At 74.4% G+C, this 14147-nt stretch carries 15 protein-coding genes; 3 read left to right on the plus strand and 12 right to left on the minus strand.

All coding sequences use genetic code 11. From position 1 onward, the window contains the following. Positions 1-58: 58 nt before the first annotated feature. The 4 genes from IE99_RS0121490 to infC all read right to left on the minus strand — a co-directional run bounded on the left by IE99_RS0121490 (position 59) and on the right by infC (position 2416). Positions 59-874, minus strand: a complete 816-nt coding sequence (locus IE99_RS0121490; protein WP_030173705.1) for a TrmH family RNA methyltransferase — start codon at positions 872-874, stop codon at positions 59-61. Positions 875-908: 34 nt separating this feature from the next. Continuing rightward, the gene (gene rplT, locus IE99_RS0121495; RefSeq protein WP_030173708.1) at positions 909-1289 is read right to left on the minus strand and encodes a 50S ribosomal protein L20; all 381 of its coding nucleotides are present in this window, start codon (positions 1287-1289) and stop codon (positions 909-911) included. 72 nt (positions 1290-1361) lie between these two features. After that, a complete protein-coding gene (gene rpmI, locus IE99_RS0121500; protein WP_030173710.1) occupies positions 1362-1556 on the minus strand; it encodes a 50S ribosomal protein L35 in 195 nt (64 codons plus the stop codon). Between the two features lie 305 nt (positions 1557-1861). Then, complete coding sequence (gene infC / locus IE99_RS0121505) at positions 1862-2416, minus strand: translation initiation factor IF-3 (protein WP_211258880.1); 555 nt, start codon at positions 2414-2416, stop codon at positions 1862-1864. A 476-nt stretch (positions 2417-2892) separates the two neighbouring features. Between infC and IE99_RS30580 the strand changes: the two genes are divergently transcribed. After that, a complete protein-coding gene (locus IE99_RS30580; RefSeq protein ID WP_030173716.1) occupies positions 2893-3384 on the plus strand; it encodes an NUDIX domain-containing protein in 492 nt (163 codons plus the stop codon). A 4-nt stretch (positions 3385-3388) separates the two neighbouring features. After that, positions 3389-4330, plus strand: a complete 942-nt coding sequence (locus tag IE99_RS0121515; RefSeq protein WP_030173719.1) for a PfkB family carbohydrate kinase — start codon at positions 3389-3391, stop codon at positions 4328-4330. Here IE99_RS0121515 and IE99_RS0121520 read toward each other — a convergent pair. Further along, the gene (locus IE99_RS0121520) at positions 4306-5019 is read right to left on the minus strand and encodes an HIT family protein (RefSeq protein WP_030173722.1); all 714 of its coding nucleotides are present in this window, start codon (positions 5017-5019) and stop codon (positions 4306-4308) included. The two genes, IE99_RS0121515 and IE99_RS0121520, sit on opposite strands and share 25 nt — an antisense overlap. A gap of 138 nt (positions 5020-5157) precedes the next feature. On the opposite strand from IE99_RS0121520, the gene IE99_RS0121525 reads away from it, so the two are divergent. Then, positions 5158-6519 carry a prenyltransferase/squalene oxidase repeat-containing protein gene (locus tag IE99_RS0121525; RefSeq protein WP_030173724.1) on the plus strand — a complete coding sequence of 454 codons (1362 nt, stop codon included), beginning with the start codon at positions 5158-5160 and terminating at the stop codon, positions 6517-6519. Positions 6520-6522: 3 nt separating this feature from the next. Here IE99_RS0121525 and IE99_RS0121530 read toward each other — a convergent pair whose 3' ends face one another. The 7 genes from IE99_RS0121530 to IE99_RS0121560 all read right to left on the minus strand — a co-directional run bounded on the left by IE99_RS0121530 (position 6523) and on the right by IE99_RS0121560 (position 14042). Then, positions 6523-7353, minus strand: a complete 831-nt coding sequence (locus tag IE99_RS0121530; RefSeq protein WP_030173727.1) for a shikimate dehydrogenase — start codon at positions 7351-7353, stop codon at positions 6523-6525. Between the two features lie 24 nt (positions 7354-7377). After that, positions 7378-8541 carry an endolytic transglycosylase MltG gene (mltG, locus tag IE99_RS0121535; RefSeq protein WP_037559883.1) on the minus strand — a complete coding sequence of 388 codons (1164 nt, stop codon included), beginning with the start codon at positions 8539-8541 and terminating at the stop codon, positions 7378-7380. After that, complete coding sequence (gene ruvX / locus IE99_RS0121540; RefSeq protein WP_030173733.1) at positions 8538-8996, minus strand: Holliday junction resolvase RuvX; 459 nt, start codon at positions 8994-8996, stop codon at positions 8538-8540. Before ruvX ends, mltG begins: the two co-directional genes overlap by 4 nt. 153 nt (positions 8997-9149) lie before the next feature. Then, a complete protein-coding gene (gene alaS / locus IE99_RS0121545; RefSeq protein WP_030173736.1) occupies positions 9150-11819 on the minus strand; it encodes an alanine--tRNA ligase in 2670 nt (889 codons plus the stop codon). A 2-nt stretch (positions 11820-11821) separates the two neighbouring features. After that, a complete protein-coding gene (locus tag IE99_RS0121550; protein ID WP_030173739.1) occupies positions 11822-12142 on the minus strand; it encodes a DUF6167 family protein in 321 nt (106 codons plus the stop codon). Further along, positions 12139-12558: a DUF948 domain-containing protein gene (locus IE99_RS0121555; protein WP_030173743.1), complete on the minus strand. Its 420-nt coding sequence runs from the start codon at positions 12556-12558 to the stop codon at positions 12139-12141. The genes IE99_RS0121550 and IE99_RS0121555 overlap by 4 nt, the downstream gene beginning before the upstream one ends. Before the next feature lie 224 nt (positions 12559-12782). After that, on the minus strand, positions 12783-14042 hold the full coding sequence (locus IE99_RS0121560) for a replication-associated recombination protein A (RefSeq protein WP_084219771.1): 1260 nt from the start codon (positions 14040-14042) through the stop codon (positions 12783-12785). Positions 14043-14147 lie beyond the last annotated feature (105 nt).

A 14147-nucleotide genomic window follows, 5' to 3' on the forward strand; every position in this document is an offset into this window, starting at 1 on the left:
AGACGCGAATCGCGCGCGGCTCGTCGCCCGTCACGGACCGCTCGTCCCGCCCCGGCGGTCAGGTGCGGCGCTGTTCCCGGGCCGAGGCGTACAGGCATACGGCCGCCGCCGTGGCCAGGTTCAGGCTCTCGGCGCGGCCGTGGATCGGGACGCGGACCACCTCGTCGACGTGCTGGAGGATCTCGTCCGGCAGGCCCCACGCCTCGTTCCCGAAGACCCACGCGGTGGGCTTGGCCAGGAGGCCGCCGTCCATCGCGTCGTCGAGGGTGCGCTCGCCCGCGCCGTCCGCGGCGAGGACCGTCAGGCCCGCGCCCTTGAGTTCGGAAATCAGGTCGCCGAAGCGCGGGCCCACGACCACCGGGAGGTGGAAGAGGCTGCCCGCCGACGCCCGCACGCACTTGCCGTTGTACGGGTCGACGGACGCGTCGGTGAACACGACCGACTCCGAGCCCGCGGCGTCGGCGGTGCGCAGCACCGTGCCGGCGTTCCCCGGGTCGCGGACGTGCGCGAGGACCGTGACCAGACGGGGGCCGGACGCGAGCGCCGCGTCCAGCCCGACGTCGAGGAACTCGCAGACCGCCAGCAGCCCCTGGGGGGTGACGGTCTGCGCCAGCTCGGCCATGACCTCGCCGCTCACCCGCAGCACCGGCACACCGGCGCGCTCGGCGGCGAGGACCAGATCGGCGTGCCGGGTCTCCGCCTCGGCGGTGGTGAACAGCTCCGCGAGCCCGCCGGGCGTCGCGAGGGCCTCGCGCACCGCCTGCGGGCCCTCGGCGAGGAACCGGCGCTCGCGGCGCCGGAACGCCCGCTTGGCGAGCCGGCGAGCGGCCTTCACCCGCGGTGATCGGAGAGAGGTCAGCTCGCGGCCCGCCATCACATCGCTTCCGTCCGTCCGGCCGGGGGCCGGATCAGGCCGCCTCCGCGCTTCCCTCGGTGGGCAGCGCGTCCTTGGCGACCGTGACCAGCGCGGCGAACGCGGCCGCGTCGTTCACGGCCAGCTCGGCCAGCATGCGGCGGTCGACCTCGACGCCGGCGGCCTTCAGGCCCTGGATGAACCGGTTGTAGGTGATGCCGTTCGCGCGGGCGGCGGCGTTGATCCGCTGGATCCACAGCCGGCGGAACTGGCCCTTCCGGTCCTTGCGGTCACGGAAGGCGTAGGTCATGGAGTGGAGCTGCTGCTCCTTCGCCTTGCGGTACAGGCGCGACCGCTGGCCGCGGTAGCCGCTCGACCGCTCCAGGACGACCCGACGCTTCTTGGCGGCGTTGACCGCCCGCTTCACGCGTGCCACGTGCTGAACTCCTTCGTGGGGGCCGGGGCCATGCGGGCCTCGGCCGGTCGCTGATGTTGCCGGTGAGCGTGCTTACTTGCGCAGCAGCTTCTTGATGTTCTTCGCGTCGGCGTCGGACACCACGGCCATGCCGTCGAGCCGCCGGGTCCGCTTGGACGCCTTGTGCTCGAGCAGGTGGTTCTTGTTGGCGCGGCGGCGCATCACCTTGCCGGAGCCGGTCAGCTTGAACCGCTTCTTGGCACCGCTGTGGGTCTTGGTCTTCGGCATGGTCGCCGTCGTCTCCCTCGCTTCGGGCCCCCGTGCGGCGGCACGGAGGCGCGCCTGATCGGCGCATCTCGCGGTTTCCCGCGGGAGGCGCCGGGTCAGGCCTCAATGTACGTGCGTCACGGCCCCGTCCAGGACGGGGCCATGGGTCGGAACCACCCGGTAGAGCGGTCCCGCACCGGACGTCCGGTCGCTTCCGGAGCCCGGCGGTACCCGCCGGCCGGCGCCGCCTTCGAGCCCGGCTCCACGGCCTGCCCGCAGGCCCGGCCGCGAACCCCGCCGGCCCGCGCTCCGCGGGCCGGAGCGGATCAGGCGGTCGCCTCGGGCTCGGCCTCCTGGCCGCGGGCCGTCTTCTTCTTGTGCGGACCGATCACCATGATCATGTTCCGGCCGTCCTGCTTGGGCAGCGACTCGACGAAGCCGAGGTCCTCGACGTCGTTGGCGAGCCGCAGCAGGAGCCGGCGACCGAGCTCGGGACGGGACTGCTCACGACCGCGGAACATGATCGTGACCTTGACCTTGTCCCCCGCCTTCAGGAACCGCACCACGTGACCCTTCTTGGTCTCGTAGTCGTGCGGGTCGATCTTCGGGCGGAGCTTGATCTCCTTGATGACCGTGTGCGCCTGGTTCTTCCGCGCCTCACGCGCCTTCATCGCGGACTCGTACTTGAACTTGCCGTAGTCCATGAGCTTGGCGACGGGCGGGCGCGCGGTCGGCGCCACCTCGACGAGGTCGAGATCCGACTCGCGGGCGAGTTCAAGGGCCTTGGCGATGGGCACGATGCCCACCTGTTCGCCGTTCGGGCCGACGAGCCGGACCTCGGGCACGCGAATGCGGTCGTTGATACGCGGTTCGGCGCTGATGGGACCTCCTACGGGCCGTTCTCAAGTTCCGTGTGACCGGTCGTACCCTGGGGCCCTCAACGAGAAAAGCCCCGCACGACTCACATGCGGGGCCACCATCGGTCGCCCGGGACGCCGACGCGTCCAGGGACGACGGCGAGCCGGACGCACGCGCCCGCTTCGCCGGACCGATACCCACCGGCCGCATGGCCGGTCAGGTGGGAGGTGGCCTCCGCTTGAGCGCCCCGCGCGGGTGATCGGGATGATCGCGCGCACAGGGCCGGTCGACCACCCACGATACCACGCACCCGGACGGCTCTACGCCCGCACGCGCGCCGGGCGGCGTCCGTACGGGCGGAGGGGACGGGGAGAGCGGGGGCTGAGCAGGCGGGGGCGGGAAGGGGCTTGTGCCCTGCGGGGCGCTCGGCGGGCGGGGCGGCGCTTGTTACGGTGGGGCGAGGACGGCCCGGCGGGGCCGGCGCCAGGGAGGAACCCCCATGTCCCCGGACGAGGCCGGTGCGGCCGGTCCGCTCGCCGCCATGGAGCCGATCAGGCTGGAGTTCGCGCAGAAGGCGTTCATCGTGGCGCGCGACGAGCTGCTGATGGTGCGCAAGGCGGACTCCGACCCGTTCCACCCCGGCCGGTGGGAGGTGCCGGGCGGGCGGCTCCAGGTGGCCGGGGACCTCGACCTGGACGACCACATCAGGCGGGAGGTCTGGGAGGAGGTCGGTCTCAAGGTCGAGCCCGGTCCGCCGTTCCACCTGTGGCAGTGGTTCATGCCGGACCGCGTCCGGCCCGGGGGGCGGGTGCGGGTCGTCGCGGCGGCGCGGCGGTGCGCGCCGGTGACCCTGGACGTCGGCCTGGAGAACCAGGACGGGGGCGACCACCTCGCCGACTACGCGTGGGTGCCGCTGGAGATGGCGCCCGACCAGGACCTCATTCCGAGCCTGCGCCCGGTGATGCGCGCGTTCCTCCTGTCGCGGGGCTGAGGCGGTGGACGCTCCGGGCAGCTCCCCCGTCCGGTGGCCGAGCCTCGACGGGGCGGAGCGGCGCCGGTTCTCCCTGTTCGTGATCGGGGACGTGCGGGTCGAGGTCCGCGCGGTTCTGCCGGACGTGGCGTTCCGCGACCTGACGTCCGACCGGCTGTCCTACGCGCCGGCGCGGGCGGTGGTCGCGGGCACGGCGGTGAACTTCGCGCGGGTCGCGGTGCGCCGCTTCCGCCGGGTCACGGTGCTGGCGAAGGTCGGGGACGACGACTTCACCCCGGTCATCCGCAAGGAGCTGCGGCGGATCGGCGTCCGGGACCGGGTTCGGGCCGAGCGGGGGGCGCGGAACGGGGTGACGGTCATGCTCCGCGACCGCCCGGACGGGCCGGGGCCGGGCGTGCGCCTGCTCGTCGCCGAGGAGGACGCGCCGGGGCGGCGGCTCACGGCGGCGGAGGTCGGGGCCGCGGCGGCCGGGATCCGCCGCGCGGACGTCCTGGTCCTGGACGGCTACGCCCTGCTGTCGCCGGTGTCGCGGGCGGCGGTCCGGGCGGCGGCGGAGATCGCGCGGGCGGCGGGCACGCGGGTGGCGTTCGACCTCGTCCCGCACGACATCGACGCGCGGCTGCCCTCGGCGGAGGTGCTGCCCTTCCTCGGCCTCGCGGACGTCGTGTTCGCGGAGGCCCACACCCTGGCGAGGGTCCTGCGCCGGCCCGTCCCCGTCGGCACCTCCGAGATCCGTGCTCTCACCCGCGCACTGGACGCGGCGATAGAGGGAAGCCCGCTGTGCTTCCTCCGCCATGGGGAGACGTCCCTCGAGTGCACTCTCGTCCACCGTCGGGGGCGTGAACCCGAGGAGTACGCCACCGGCTACCGGGAGGGCGTGGAGCGCACCGGATTCGGGGACCGGCTCGCGGCGGCGGAGCTCTACCGGTGGCTGGCCGCTGGCTGACCGCCGGGCGGCGGCGCCCAGCGCAGGGTGCGGAGCGTCCGCAGGAAGCGGCGGCGGCTGGCGGGCAGCCCGAACGTCTCCTGCCAGCGCCAGGGGCCGTCCGGCCCGCCGGAGGCCGCCGTCACGCTCCACCGCAGGAACTGGCTGCGGACGCCGTCGCCGGGGTGGACGGTCGCCGTGCCGCCCTCCCCCACCAGCAGGTAGGAGCGGCCCGCCCGGTGCCGTGCCGCGAGGGCGGCGCGGAGGGATCCGTCCGGGGCGGGCGTGCCGGGCGGGCCGCACCCCTCGACGGCGGCCCGGACGCCGCGCACGCCCGGCAGCAGGTGCCAGTGCGCGTGGTCGACGCACGCGCCGCCGCCCTGGGGCGTGCCGGGGCCGTGCTCGAGCAGGACGAGGTCGGCGGTCCGGTAGGCGGTGCGGTAGAGGGCGGCGACGTGGTCGCGCCAGCGGAGCGCCCGTTCCCAGGTGGGCTCGTCGAACGCCCCGGCGCAGGCCAGGTGCGCCCGGGTGACGAGGAGCAGGTGCCCGTCGGCGAGCGGGGCGAGGTCGGGCATGAGGAGGAATGCGGCGTCGGACGCGAGGACGGACGCGGCGCCCGGCAGATCGGCCATCGCGTTCAGCCGGAAGCGCAGCGGCGGGCACAGCACGCAGTCGCGGCCCGGCTCGTCGCGCCCCCATGGCTCCGCCAACCCGCGTCCTCCAGCACCTGATCTCCCTTCCAGGGTGCCCGCCGCCCGCTCCCGGCGATCGGTGCGGCGGGGGATAGACCGGCGGGACCGGAAGGGTACAAAGCGTGGCCGAATGGGAACGATTCCGTCAGAGGAACAATGCAGCAGATCCCCCGCCTTCCCGCCCTGTGGCACCGCGTCGCGCACCCGCCCGACGAGCCCGCCGCCGTGCCCGCGCTCGACTTCGCCGTCGTCGCGCGCCGCCTCGAGGAGTCCCTGGACGTCCTGCGGGGCAGCTACGCCCCCGTGCCCGGCAGCGGCGGCGGCTGGTACCACGAGCTCGGGCGGCCGGAGCCGGGCACGACCGCGACCGCGCTCGGCCTGCTCGCGTTCACCGAGGCGGGGCGCCCGTTCGAGTACTTCGACGAGGGGCTCGCGTTCCTCGCGGCGCGGCAGACCGCGTCGGGCGACGGGCTGCGGGACGGCGGGTGGGCCACCAACACCAGCCTCGGGATGCCGGTGGTGGAGGCGACCGGATGGATCGCGCGGTTCCTCGCCCTCGCCCGCTGCGACCTCCGGGAGGACGCGCCGGACGTGCGCCGCGCCTACCGCTGGCTGGTCCGCAACCAGAACCCCGACGGCGGCTGGGGGTCGCTGCACGGCTGCCCGTCGCGGGTGTGGCAGACCTGCCTCGCGCTGCGGGCGCTGGCCCGGCTCAACCCGTACGACCCGGCCGTCGGGCGGGGCGTGGAGTGGCTGACCGCCGACCGGACGGCGCGCCGGCCCGCGTGGGGCCCCACCCCGGCGGCCGGGCCGACCGTCACGCACACGGCGTTCGTCCTGGTCACGCTGGCCGAGGCGCGGCCGGAGCCGCCCACCGAGCGGATCCTCGGCGGGTACGACTGGCTGCGGGCCAACCTGGACCCGGACGACGAGCACGTCTGGATCGAGACCTACGACGTCTCGCCGCACGGCACCGCGTCCAAGCCGGTCTGGCGGCTCGCGCTGTGGCACTACGGGCTGCCGATCGCGCTGATGGCGCTGCTGCGGGACCCGCGCGGACCGGACGGCCCGCTCGTCGCGCGCGCCTGCCGGACCCTGCTGCGCGGCGAGGTCGCCGGCCCGCGGCCGGGCGGCTCGCGCGGCCGGACGTCGCTGTGGACGCTGTGGTGGCGGCTGGAGGCGCTGTTCGCGCTGGCCCGCCTCCCGCTGACCGGCGCGGGCGACGTCCTGCACTGGCTGCCGGACGCGGCCGTGGTGCAGCGGGGCGCGGCGCGGGAGCGGCCGCTGGCGGCGCTGCTGCCGCGGCGCCGCCGGTTCGACCCGGTGCGGGCGGCGCGGCGGCACTGGTCGTCGCTGCTGCTCGGGTTCGTGTGCCTGGCGAGCGCGGCCGGGGTCGCGGCCGGCGCGTGGAAGTGGCGGGACTTCTGGCTGAGCGTGATCCTGCCGGTGGTGCTCGCGATGATCGACCGGTCGGTGCGGCGGCGCCGGGAGCCGCGCGCCCCGCCGCCCACCGCGTGACGGTCAGGCTCGGCGGGCGAGTTCGGCCTCCCCTGCGGCGCGCATCGCCGCGACCGGGACATCGTCCCGTCCGGTCATCAGGGCCACCTGCCGGACGGCCTGGTGCAGCAGCATGGGGAAGCCGCCGACGGCGGTGCCGCCTGCCTCCCGCACCGCGGTCGCGAGCGCCGTCGGCCACGGCGCGTACACGACGTCGAACAGCGCGGCGCCGGACGCGGCGACCGGCCCGGCGTACGCGTCGGCGGCCCGCCCGGGGAGCGTCGACACCACCAGTCCGGCGGGGAGCTCGGCGGTGAGCCGGTCGAGGGTCGCGACGCGGACGGCGAGCCCGCACCGCTCCCCCGCCTCGGCCGTGGCGGCGGCGCGTTCCGGGGTGCGGACCGCGAGGACCGCCTCGGTCAGGCCGAGCTCGGCGAGCGCCGCGAGGGCCGATGCCGCCGTGGCGCCGCCGCCGAGGACGACCGCGGATCCGGGCGCGCCGAGGCCCGCCTCCCGCAGCGCCGCCACGACGCCGTGCACGTCGGTGTTGTCGGCGAGCCGGCGCCCGTCCCGCAGGACGATCGTGTTGGCGCCCCCGACGTTCGCGGCGAGCTCGCTGACCTCGTCCGCGAGCTTCAGCGCGACCCGCTTGAGCGGCATCGTCAGCGACAGGCCCGCCCACTCGGGTCCGAGCCCGTCGAGGACGGCGGCGAGGCCGTCCTCGCCGCACTCGATCGCGTCGTAGGACCAGCCGTCCAGGCCCATCGCCGTGTACGCGGCGCGGTGCAGCGCCGGCGACAGCGAGTGGGCGATCGGCGACCCCAGCACCGCGGCCCGCCGGACCGCGCCCGTCACGCTCTCCCCCTCAACGCGGCTCCCTCAGTTCCCGGGGTTCGCCCGCTGCCACGCCCGGAACTTCTTCTCCAGGCGCACCCGCTCCGCCTCGGTGGTGGCGAACTCGGTGATCTTGTTTGTGGGGTCGGTGGCGATGAAGAACAGCCATGTCCCCGGCTCCGGGTTCAGCGCCGCGTCGATCGCGTCCGGGCCCGGGTTGGAGATCGGCCCGGGTGTCAGCCCCTTGTACTTGTAGGTGTTGTAGGGCGACTGGACCTGGAGATCGCGATCCCGGACGTCCAGCGTGCGCTTGTTCAGGGCGTACAGGACGGTCGTGTCGAACTGCAGCGGCATCCCGACCTTGAGCCGGTTGTAGACGACGCGGGAGATCTTCGGCAGGTCCTCCGGCTTGCCGCCCTCCGCCTGGATCAGGCTGGCGAGCGTGACGACCTTCGCCGGATCGAGCCCCCTGGCGCGGGCCTTGCGCACCAGGCCGTCGCTCTCGGCGGCCTTGTTGAACCGGTCCACCATGGCCTTGATGATGCCGCGGGCGTTCCCGTTCGGGTCGAGGTCGTAGCGCCCCGGGTACAGGAAGCCCTCCACCTTGCCGTTCGCGTACGGCGGCAGCCCGAGGCCGCCGGTGTTCTTCGCGGCGGACTGGAACTCCCGAACGGAGATGCCGGTCTTCTTGGACAGCAGCTCGTACGTCTCGATGGCGCGCCGGCCCTCGGGGATGGTGATCTGCGTCCCGGCCCGCGACTTCGGGTCCAGCAGCAGGGCCATCGCCGCCGCCGACGACATCTTCCGCCTCATCTGGTAGAAGCCCGGCTGGATCTGCGAGGCGCGCTTCGGATCCTTGGCGTACTCCTTCACGAACGCCCGCGCGCTCTTCACCACCTCGTGCTGCTCCAGCCGCAGGCCGATCACCGAGCCGCTGTCGCCCTCCCGGACCTGGACGCTGACCTTGCCGCTCCCCGATCCGCCGTAGTCGGGGGGGTTCATCCTGTTGTCGAGCCACGCGACGCCGAGCACGCCGCCGGTGCCGAACACCGCGACGATGAACGCCATCGCGAACAGGGCGGCCGCGCGGCCGCTGCGCTTGCGGCGCTTCTGCCGCTTGCGCAGGCGCCGCTGCGCCCGCCTGCCGAGCTGCTCCTCGGGGGGGTGCCCGTCGCCGTACGGGTCGGAGAAGAGATCCAGATCGTTCATGAGCTTGCCCGGACGATCTCCCCGGGGGGGCGTCCGGTCGACCTTTCACCGTCCAGGGCCGCCTGCAGCAGGACCGCCGCGGCGGCCTGGTCGACGACCTTGCGCCGCGCCTGGCCGTGCACGCCGCCGGCGCGCAGGCCGGCCTCCGCGGTCACCGTCGTGAGCCGCTCGTCGTACAGCCTGACCGCCTCCGGGGGGAGGCGGTCCGCCAGCCGCGCCGCGAACCTGCGGGCCGCCTCCGCCGCCGGGCCCTCCCGGCCCGACAGCGACGTCGGCAGCCCGACCACCACTTCGATCGCCTCGTGCTCGCGGGCGAGGTCCGCGAGCCGGTCGACGTCCCCCCTCCCGCTCTTCACGGTCTCCAGGGGGGAGGCGAGGATCCCGCCGGGGTCGCAGCGGGCGACGCCCACGCGGACGCTCCCGACATCGACCCCCAGGCGCACGCCCTGTCTCATGGCCTCCCTCCGCTCGGCGGCCTCATGACCTCGCTCCGCTCGGCGGCCTCATGGCCTCCCTCCATTCGGGAGTCTCAGGCGCCTCACCGGCGCCTCCCGGGTACTTCCCCCGATCGGTGCCGTTGTCACGGAGTCCCTCCGTCCGGTCCGGGCTCACGCGGCCCCTACCGCGCGTTCGACGGCGGCGAGCGCGTCGCCGATGGCCGCGGGGTCCGCCCCGCCGCCCTGGGCGAGGTCGTCCTTGCCGCCGCCCCCGCCGCCGAGGGTCCCGGCCGCGACGCCGACGAGCGCACCGGCCTTGAGGCCGCGGTCGCGGGCGCCCTCGGTGACGGCCACGACGACGACGGGGCGGTCCTTCGGGACGCCCGTCACCATCACCACGGCCGGGCGGCCCTGGAGCCGGCCCCGCACGTCCGTCGCCAGCCTGCGCAGGTCGTCGGCGCCGGTGCCGTCGGGGGCGCGGTGCCCGACGAAGGCGATGCCGCCGACGTCGGACGCGCCGTCGGCGAGCGACCCCGCGATCGCGAGGATCTGCTGCGAGCGCAGCTTCTCCAGCTCCTTCTCCGCGTCCCGGAGCCGGGTGACGACGCCGGAGATGCGCTCGGGCAGCTCCTCCTTGCGCGCCTTCATCTGCTCGGCGAGCTGCGCGACGAGCACGCTCTCGCGGGCCAGGAACCGGAACGCGTCGATGCCGACGAGGGCCTCGACGCGGCGGACGCCGGCGCCGATCGACGACTCGCCCAGCACCTTGATCAGCCCGAGCTGGCCGGAGCTGCCGACATGGGTGCCGCCGCACAGCTCGCGGGAGTAGTCGCCGACCTCGACGACCCGGACCTCGTCGCCGTACTTCTCGCCGAACAGCGCGAGCGCGCCCATCGCGCGGGCCTCGTCGATCGAGGTCTGGAACGCCCGGACGTCCAGGTCGTTGACCAGCACCTCGTTGACCTCGTCCTCGACGTCGCGCAGCACGCTGACGGGGACGGCGCCGGAGGCGGTGAAGTCGAACCGGAACCGGCCGGGCGAGTTCTCCGACCCGGCCTGTGCGGCGGACTCGCCGAGCGCGCGGCGGAACCCGGCGTGCACCATGTGGGTCGCGGTGTGCGAGCGGGAGATCGCCCGGCGCCGCTCCACCTCGACCTCGGCGTGCGCGGAGTCGCCGGCCTGCGCCTCGCCGCTGCGGACCTTCCCGCGGTGCACGATGAGCCCGGCGAGCGGCGACTGGACGTCGTGGACGTCGATGACCGCGCCGTTCCCCAGCCTGATCACGCCGTGGTCGGCGAGCTGGCCGCCGCCCTCGGCGTAGAACGGGGTCCGGTCGAGGACGACCTCGACCTCGGTGCCCTCCCCGGCCGCGGCGGCGTTGGCGCCGTTGACCAGCAGCCCGACGACCCGGGCGTCGCCGAGCAGGTGCCCGTAGCCGATGAAGTCGACCCGGCCGCCCGCCTCGGTGAGCAGCTCGTCCAGGACGGAGACGTCGAGGTTGCCGGTCTTCTTGTCCCGGGCGTCCTTCTTGGCGCGGTCCCGCTGCTCCTTCATGAGCCGGCGGAAGCCGTCCTCATCGACCTGGAGGCCCTGCTCGGCGGCCATCTCCAGGGTGAGGTCGATCGGGAAGCCGTAGGTGTCGTGCAGCTTGAACGCCGCGTCTCCGGCCAGGACGGGCCGTCCGGCGGTCCTGGTCTCCTCGACCGCCGTGTCGAAGATCGCGGTGCCGGTGCGGAGGGTCTGGAGGAAGGACTCCTCCTCCGCGTCGATGACCGTGTGGATGTTCGCGGCGGTGCGCACCAGGTCGGGGTACTGCTCGCCCATCGCGGCGATCGCGACGGCGGTCAGCTCGTGCATCAGCCCGGCGTCCTGCCCGCCGAGCAGCCGCAGGTTGCGGATGGAGCGGCGCAGGATGCGGCGCAGCACGTAGCCGCGGCCCTCGTTGCCGGGCCGGATGCCGTCGGCGACCATCATCGTCCCGCTGCGGACGTGGTCGGCGATGACCCGCAGCGACACGTCGGCGCGGTGGTCGCGGCCGTAGGACGTGCCGGTCAGCCCGGCGGCGCGGTCGAGGACCCGCCACAGGGTGTCGGTCTCGTAGATGTTGTCGACGCCCTGCAGGACCGCCGCCATGCGCTCCAGGCCCATGCCGGTGTCGATGTTCTTGGCGGGCAGGTCGCCGAGGATCGGGAAATCGGTCTTGCTCTCCCCCGGGCCGCGCTCGAACTGCATGAACACGAGGTTCCACACCTCGAGGTAGCGGTCCTCGTCGGCGACGGGGCCGCCCTCGCGCCCGTACTCCGGGCCCCGGTCGTAGTAGATCTCCGAGCAGGGGCCGCAGGGGCCCGGGACGCCCATCGACCAGAAGTTGTCCTCCATGCCGCGCCGCTGGATGCGGTCGAGGGGGACGCCGACCTTCCTGTGCCAGATGTCCTGGGCCTCGTCGTCGTCCTGGAAGACGGTGACCCAGAGCTTCTCCTCGGGGAACCCGAACCCGCCGTCCTCGCGGGAGCGGGTGAGCATCTCCCACGCGAACGGGATCGCCTGCTCCTTGAAGTAGTCGCCGATGGAGAAGTTGCCCAGCATCTGGAAGAACGTGGCGTGCCGGGTGGTCCTGCCGACCTCGTCGATGTCGGGCGTCCGGACGCACTTCTGGGCGCTGGTCATCCGCTGCGACGGCGGGGTGCGCTGGCCGAGGAAGTACGGCTTGAACGGGACCATGCCGGCGTTGACCAGCAGCAGGGTCGGGTCCTCGGCGATCAGACTCGCCGAGGGCACCACGGTGTGGCCGCGCTCCTCGAAGAACGTGAGGAAGCGGCGTGCCACCTCTGCCGACTCCATGATCAGTGGCCATCCTTGTCGTCGTCGATGATCGTGTACCGGCCCTTCAGGATCCGGCGGGGCCGGACCTCGTCGGGCTCGGGTGGAGCCTGGTCCATGCGGATCGCCTCGCGCAGCTCCTCTTCGCGGGCCCGCATTCCGGTACGCACGTCGGCGGCGAAAACCCTCAACCGCGTCCCGGCGTCCTGCCCGGTCGTGACGGCGCGCGCGGCGACGCCCTCGGGCGACCAGGCGTGCGCGAACCGCTCGACCCGCCGCTTGACGCGGTGCGTGGCGTACACGCCGGCGCCGGCGCCGACCGACAGCCAGAACATCCGCCTCATCGCCGCCCCTTCCCGGAACGGGAGCGCGGCGCGGGCAGCTGCGGGCGGTCGGACGGGGTCTCCCGGCCGCCGCCGTTCCCGAGCGCCTTGCGGACGCCGTAGGAGAAGGCGGCCGCCTTCACCAGCGGCCCGCCGACCACCGACGTCATGACGGTGGTGACCGCGGAGACGTTCTGCGTGACGCCCGCGACCTGCTTGGTGATCACGTCGGTGCGGCCCAGCTGCTCGTTGGCGCGCCGGACCGTGCGGTTCATGTCGTCCAGCAGCGGCCCGGCCTGGTCGCCGAGGTCGCGGACGACCTTGCCGGCCTCGCCGAGCAGCCGGGAGAGCTTCAGCAGGGTGAGCGCGAGGAACGCGACCAGCACCGCCCAGAACACGGCCACGATGAGGCCGGCCAACTGTCCGCCAGTGAGCATCAGGGCTTTCCGTTCGCTGTGTATTCGGGCTGTGTGTCCGGGCCGTGTCCGGCCGGGTGTGCGGCGTGTCGCACGGCTCGGGCCAGACCGACCTTACCGTGGGCGCCGCCCGGGGCCGCGCGGGACGATCACCGTGCCCGGCGCGTCCGGGGTCCCGTCGGCAGGTTATCCGGCCCCGGCGCCGCTGTCCGTTCCATTACCGGCGGGCGCGCTTCCACGCCTGCTCAGCGGCCCGGACCGCCGCGCAGGACCGACCGGATCCGGGCGAGGACCTCGGTGAAGCGGGCCTCGGCGCCGTGCCGGGTCGGGCGGTAGTACTCGCGGCCGTCGACGGCGTCCGGCGCGTACTGCTGCCGGACGACCCCGCCGGGGTGGTCGTGCGCGTACTGGTAGCCCTCACCGTGGCCGATCTTCGCGGCGCCCTTGTAGTGGGCGTCCCGCAGATGGCCCGGGACGGACCCGGCCAGGCCCTTGCGGACGTCGCCGAGCGCCTCGTCCACCGCCCGGATCACCGCGTTCGACTTGGGCGCCATGGACAGGTGGATCACCGCCTGGGCGAGGTTGATGCGGGCCTCGGGCAGCCCGACGAACTCGACGGCCTGGGCGGCGGCGACGGCGGTCTGCAGCGCGGTCGGGTCGGCCATCCCGACGTCCTCGCTGGCGTGGACGATCAGCCGCCGCGCGATGAACCGGGGGTCTTCGCCCGCCTCGATCATGCGGGCGAGGTAGTGCAGTGCCGCGTCGACGTCGCTGCCGCGGATGCTCTTGATGAACGCGCTGATGACGTCGTAGTGCTGGTCGCCCTCGCGGTCGTAGCGGACGGCGGCCCGGTCGACGGCCTTCTCCAGGACGTCCGGGTCGATGACGCCGCCGTCCTCCACGACGAGGGCGGCGGCCTCCAGGTAGGTGAGGGCGCGGCGGGCGTCACCGCCCGCGAGCCGGACGAGGTGGTCCTCGGCGGCGGGGTCGAGTGTCACGGCGCCGCCGAGACCGCGCTCGTCGGCGAGGGCACGGCGGACCACCTCGCGCAGGTCGTCCTCGCCGAGCGGCTCGAGGGTCAGCAGCAGCGACCGCGACAGCAGCGGGCTGATCACGGAGAAGAACGGGTTCTCGGTGGTGGCGCCGATGAACGACACCCAGCGGTTCTCGACGGCGGGGAGCAGCGCGTCCTGCTGCGCCTTGTTGAACCGGTGCACCTCGTCGACGAACAGGACGGTCCGCCGCCCGGCCATGCCGAGCTCGCGGCGGGCCAGGTCGATCTCGGCGCGGACCCGCTTCACCCCGTCGCTGACGGCGGAGATCTCCACGAAGCGGCGGGACGTGACGTGGCTGACGACGGTGGCCAGGGTCGTCTTTCCGGTGCCGGGCGGCCCCCACAGGACGAGCGACATCGGCACGTCGCGGTCGACGAGCTGCCGGATCGGCGTGCCGGGGCCGAGGAGGTGGCTTTGCCCGACGACCTCGTCGAGCGCGCGGGGCCGCATCCGGACGGCGAGCGGCTGCGCGGCGTCCCCGCCTGGGTCGCGGGCCTCGCCGCCCACGGCGTCGCGGGCCTCGCCGCGCCCGGGTGCCGCCGGGGCCGGGGCCTC

Origin of the sequence: Spirillospora albida, assembly GCF_000718255.1 — a bacterium.
GTDB classification, from domain to species: domain Bacteria; phylum Actinomycetota; class Actinomycetes; order Streptosporangiales; family Streptosporangiaceae; genus Spirillospora; species Spirillospora albida.